5 protein-coding genes and 1 pseudogene are annotated in these 4403 nt (G+C 73.1%); all 6 read right to left on the bottom strand.

The window, feature by feature from the left end:
* A pseudogene (locus IEZ12_RS38585) lies at positions 1 to 145 on the bottom strand (Fpg/Nei family DNA glycosylase); the annotation flags it as partial.
* 285 nt (positions 146 to 430) lie between these two features.
* Positions 431 to 1291: an AAA family ATPase gene (locus tag IEZ12_RS17830; protein WP_229847638.1), complete on the bottom strand. Its 861-nt coding sequence runs from the start codon at positions 1289 to 1291 to the stop codon at positions 431 to 433.
* Positions 1292 to 1364: 73 nt separating this feature from the next.
* Positions 1365 to 1814 (bottom strand): type II 3-dehydroquinate dehydratase, encoded by a 450-nt coding sequence (gene aroQ / locus IEZ12_RS17825; protein WP_189272878.1) that lies wholly within the window; start codon positions 1812 to 1814, stop codon positions 1365 to 1367.
* A complete protein-coding gene (gene aroB, locus IEZ12_RS17820) occupies positions 1811 to 2902 on the bottom strand; it encodes a 3-dehydroquinate synthase (RefSeq protein ID WP_189272877.1) in 1092 nt (363 codons plus the stop codon). The genes aroQ and aroB overlap by 4 nt, the downstream gene beginning before the upstream one ends.
* Positions 2895 to 3419 (bottom strand): shikimate kinase, encoded by a 525-nt coding sequence (locus IEZ12_RS17815; protein WP_189272876.1) that lies wholly within the window; start codon positions 3417 to 3419, stop codon positions 2895 to 2897. The genes aroB and IEZ12_RS17815 overlap by 8 nt, the downstream gene beginning before the upstream one ends.
* The coding region (gene aroC / locus IEZ12_RS17810) for a chorismate synthase (protein WP_229847637.1) at positions 3416 to 4403 on the bottom strand (988 nt) is incomplete at its 5' end. The genes aroC and IEZ12_RS17815, both read right to left, overlap by 4 nt.

Here is a 4403-nt window from a genome sequence, read left to right as displayed (position 1 = left end):
CCTCCGCGACATCCAACACCCGCCCGTCCAGTAGCGCCGCCCCCTCCGCGAAGCGCCCCTGCGGCGAAGAAACCCCCACCACCCGCCCCCCGAACAGCTCCCCGTTCAGCCCCGCCAACCGATGCACCACATGCCCCTCGGGCACCCGCGTCAACTCCTCATCCGTTCCCGTCCAACACCCCCATTCTCCCAGCCCCCACCGACACCCCGACAGAGCCCAAAGCCCCGCCTCCCGCAGCCACGGGCGCAAGCGGCAAAGCGGAAACCTGCAGGTCAGACGAGGGACACTCTCGCGCAGCGGGAAGGCAAGCGCAGCACAGCCCCGCGCAGCGGGAAGGCAAGCGCAGCACAGCCCCGCGCAGCGGACCAGGCCCAGAGGCCCGGGCCCAGGCGGTGAACGGCGAAGGCCCGCCGGGCGTTCCGGGTGGGGTCAGCGCTGGTGGAGGCGGGTGAGGATGGCCTGGTCGAGGGCGGCGGCGGTTTCGGGGACGGTGAGGTTGGAGTTGTCGATGATGGGGAGGCCGGAGGTGCGCCAGCCGGCCATGCGGCCGTGGATGCGGGCCACCTCGTCGTCGGAGAGGCGGCGGTTGCCGGAGCGTTCGGCGTTGCGGGTGAGGACGCGGTCGAGGCCGGGAAGCAGGACGACGGGGATCATGCCGGGGCCGATGTGGCGTTTCCAGCCGCCGAGGCCGATCGCAGGGCGGTCGGGGAAGACGGCGTCGTCGATGATGCAGGAGATGCCGTTGGCAAGGTAGTTGCGGCAGGCGAAGCCGCAGGTGCGGCGGGCGAGGCGGTACTGGGCCTCGGAGGCAGTGTTCCAGCCGGACTGCGGGTTGGCGAAGCCGGCCTGGACCCATTCGCGGACGTCGTCGAGGCTGATGTGCGCGGTGGGGGTGGGGCGGCGTTCGGCCCAGTGGCGGGCGACGGTGGTCTTGCCGGCGCCGGCGGGGCCTATCAGGAGGACGGCGATCGGGCCGGTGGGCAGGGGGGCGGGCAGCGCGGGCATCGGCGGTGGCGGGGCGGGGAGTTGGACGGCCCCGCCGCTGGCGAGCACGAAGTATCCGGTGCCGCTGGGGGCGACGGGGGCGACGGCCTTGAGCGGGACGGTCGGCCGGTCGGGTCGGGGCGTGGTCGGTCCGAGGGTGGGGATGGCCTGGGTGGTGGCGGGCAGCGGCGTTGCGGGGTACGGCTGTTGAGGGGCCGTCGGAAACGGAGGCGTGCCCTGTCCTCCCGGCACCTGGCCTCCCGGCTGGTGGCCCCCCGGCTGGTGGCTCTGCGCGTACTGGCTCACCGTCACCTCCCTGCGCCGAATGTACACGTCGGCCCGGTGGCGGGCACAAGTCCGCCACCGGGCCGGGGGCCGCTCAGCGGGTGGTCAGTTGCTCGGCGAGCGCCCGCAGGGCGAGTTCGTAGGAGCCGAGGCCGAAGCCCGCGATGGTGCCGGAGGCGACGGCCGCGATGACCGAGGTGTGGCGGAAGGTCTCGCGGGTGTACGGGTTGGAGATGTGCACCTCGATGAGGGGCGCGGTGCGCTGCGCGGCGGCGTCCCGCATCGCGTACGAGTAGTGGGTGAACGCGCCGGGGTTGATCACCACCGGGGTCTTGGCGTCCGCCGCCTCGTGCAGCCAACCGACCATCTCCGCCTCGGAGTTGGTCTCCCGTACCGAGACGTCCAGGCCGAGTTCGAGCCCCAGCGCGGTGCACCGGGCGACCAGCCCCGCGTACGAGGTGGAGCCGTACACGTCGGGTTCGCGGGAGCCGAGCCGGCCCAGGTTGGGCCCGTTCAGCACCAGGACCGGAACGGGGGCGGTCATCCGGAGACCTCTGCGTACGCGGCCACCAGCAGCGACGGGTCGGGGCCCTCCAGGACGGAGGTCTTGGCGAGGCCGTCGAGGACGATGAAGCGCAGCAGGTCGCCGCGGGACTTCTTGTCGATCTTCATGGCGTCCAGCAGCTTCGGCCAGGCGTCCGCCCGGTAGCTGAGCGGCAGGCCGACGGAGGCCAGCACGGTGCGATGCCGGTCGGCGGTGGCGTCGTCCAACCGTCCGGCGAGGCGGCCGAGTTCGGCGGCGAACACCATGCCGATGGAGATCGCCGCGCCGTGCCGCCACTTGTAGCGCTCGTTGCGCTCGATGGCGTGGCCGAGGGTGTGGCCGTAGTTGAGGATCTCCCGGCGGCCGGACTCCTTGAGGTCGCCGGAGACCACGTCGGCCTTGACCTGGATGGCCCGGCGGATGAGTTCCAGGGTGTGCGGGCCGGAGGGGGCGGTGGCGGCCGCGGGGTCCTGCTCGATCAGGTCGAGGATGACCGGGTCGGCGATGAAGCCGGCCTTGATCACCTCGGCCAGGCCGGAGACGTAGTCGTGCTTGCCGAGGGTCTCCAGGGTGCCGAGGTCGGCCAGCACGCCCGCGGGCGGGTGGAAGGCGCCGACCATGTTCTTGCCCTCGGCGATGTTGATGCCGGTCTTGCCGCCGACCGCGGCGTCGACCATGCCGAGCAGCGTGGTGGGCACCGAGATCCAGCGCACTCCGCGCAGCCAGGTGGCGGCGACGAAGCCGGCCAGGTCGGTGGTCGAGCCGCCGCCCAGGCCGATGATCACATCGCTGCGGGTGAAGCCGGTCTGGCCGAGCACCGACCAGCAGTACGCGGCGACCTCGACGCTCTTGGCGTCCTCGGCGTTCGGGACCTGGAGGACGATCGCCTCGTAGCCCTGGTCGACCAGGTCCTCGCGGATCGCCTCGCCGGTGGCCTCCAGCGCCTCCGGGTGGATGATCGCGACGCGCTTCGCCTGCGGGCCGATCAGCGGGACGAGTTCGCCGAGCAGCTGGTGCCCGATCAGCACCTCGTACGGGGCGTGGCCGTCGCTGCCCGCGACCTGGATGCGGACGATCTGGTCAGTCATGAGGGTTCTTCAACTCCAGTGCTTCGAGTACGGCGTCGGCGACCTGCTCGGGCGTGCGGTCCTGGGTGTCGACCACGGCGGTGGCGACCTCCAGGTACAGCGGGCGGCGGGCCTCCATCAGCTCGCGCCAGCGGGCCCGGGGGTTGACCGCGAGCAGCGGGCGGGGGGCGTCCAGGCCGACCCGCTTGACCGCGTCGGCGAGCGCCACCTCCAGGAACACCACGGGCAGCGGGGCGAGCAGTTCACGGGTGGAGGGGGCCATCACGGCGCCGCCGCCGAGCGCGAGCACGCCGGGGTGACTCGCGGCGGCGGCCTCGACGGCCTCGCGTTCGAGCTGCCGGAAGTGCGGTTCGCCCTCGTCGACGAAGATCTCCGGGATCGGCTTGCCGGCCGTCCGTTCGATGTCGTCGTCGGTGTCGCGGAACGGCAGGCCGAGTCGCTCGGCGAGGACCCGCCCGACGGTGGACTTGCCACTGCCGGGCGGGCCGACCAGCACCACCACAGGTGAGGTGCTCATCGGACGATCAGGTTGTCGAGGTACGACTGCACGTTGCGGCGGGTCTCGGAGACGTTGTCGCCGCCGAACTTCTCCGCCACCGCGTCGGCCAGCACCAGCGCCACCATCGCCTCCGCGACGATGCCGGCCGCCGGGACGGCGCACACGTCGGACCGCTGGTGGTGTGCCTTGGCGGGCTCGCCGGTGCGCACGTCCAGCGTCTGCAGGGCGCGCGGGACGGTCGCGATCGGCTTCATCGCGGCGCGGACGCGCAGCAGCTCGCCGGTGGACAGGCCGCCCTCGGTGCCGCCGGAGCGGCCGCTGGCGCGCTTGACGCCCTCGGGGGTCGGCAGGATCTCGTCGTGCGCCTGGGAGCCGGGGATCCGGGCCAGCTCGAAGCCGTCGCCGACCTCGACGCCCTTGATCGCCTGGATGCCCATCAGCGCGGCGGCCAGCCGGGCGTCCAGGCGGCGGTCCCAGTGCACGTGCGAACCGAGGCCGACCGGCACGCCGTAGGCCAGCACCTCGACCACACCGCCCAGGGTGTCGCCGTCCTTGTGGGCCTGGTCGATCTCGGCGACCATCGCCTTCGACGCGTCGGCGTCCAGGCAGCGCACCGGGTCCTCGTCGAGCCGGGCCTCGTCGGCGGGCAGCGGCAGCACCCCGGCCGGGGCCTTGGCGGCGGCCAGCTCCACCACGTGGCTGACGATCTCGATGCCGCAGGTCTCCTTCAGGTAGGAGCGGGCGACGGCGCCGAGCGCGACCCGGGCCGCGGTCTCCCGGGCGCTGGCGCGCTCCAGGATCGGCCGGGCCTCGTCGATCGAGTACTTCTGCATGCCGGCCAGGTCGGCGTGGCCCGGGCGGGGCCGGGTCAGCGGCTCGTTGCGGGCCAGGCCCGCGAGCACCTCGGGGTCGACCGGGTCGGCCGACATGACCTGCTCCCACTTCGGCCACTCGGTGTTGCCGACCATGACCGCCACCGGCGAGCCCATGGTCTCGCCGTGC

Origin of the sequence: Kitasatospora griseola (assembly GCF_014648555.1) — a bacterium.
Taxonomy (GTDB): Bacteria; Actinomycetota; Actinomycetes; order Streptomycetales; family Streptomycetaceae; genus Kitasatospora; species Kitasatospora griseola.
Note: the sequence above shows the minus strand (reverse complement) of the source record. Positions and strands in the feature narration are given on the sequence as shown.

Bases quoted from the DNA above. Each gene is read 5' to 3' on its own strand.
- IEZ12_RS17815 (WP_189272876.1), bottom strand. From the start codon at position 3,419: ATGAGCACCTCACCTGTGGTGGTGCTGGTCGGCCCGCCCGGCAGTGGC.
- aroQ (WP_189272878.1), bottom strand. From the start codon at position 1,814: ATGACCGCCCCCGTTCCGGTCCTGGTGCTGAACGGGCCCAACCTGGGC.
- aroB (WP_189272877.1), bottom strand. From the start codon at position 2,902: ATGACTGACCAGATCGTCCGCATCCAGGTCGCGGGCAGCGACGGCCAC.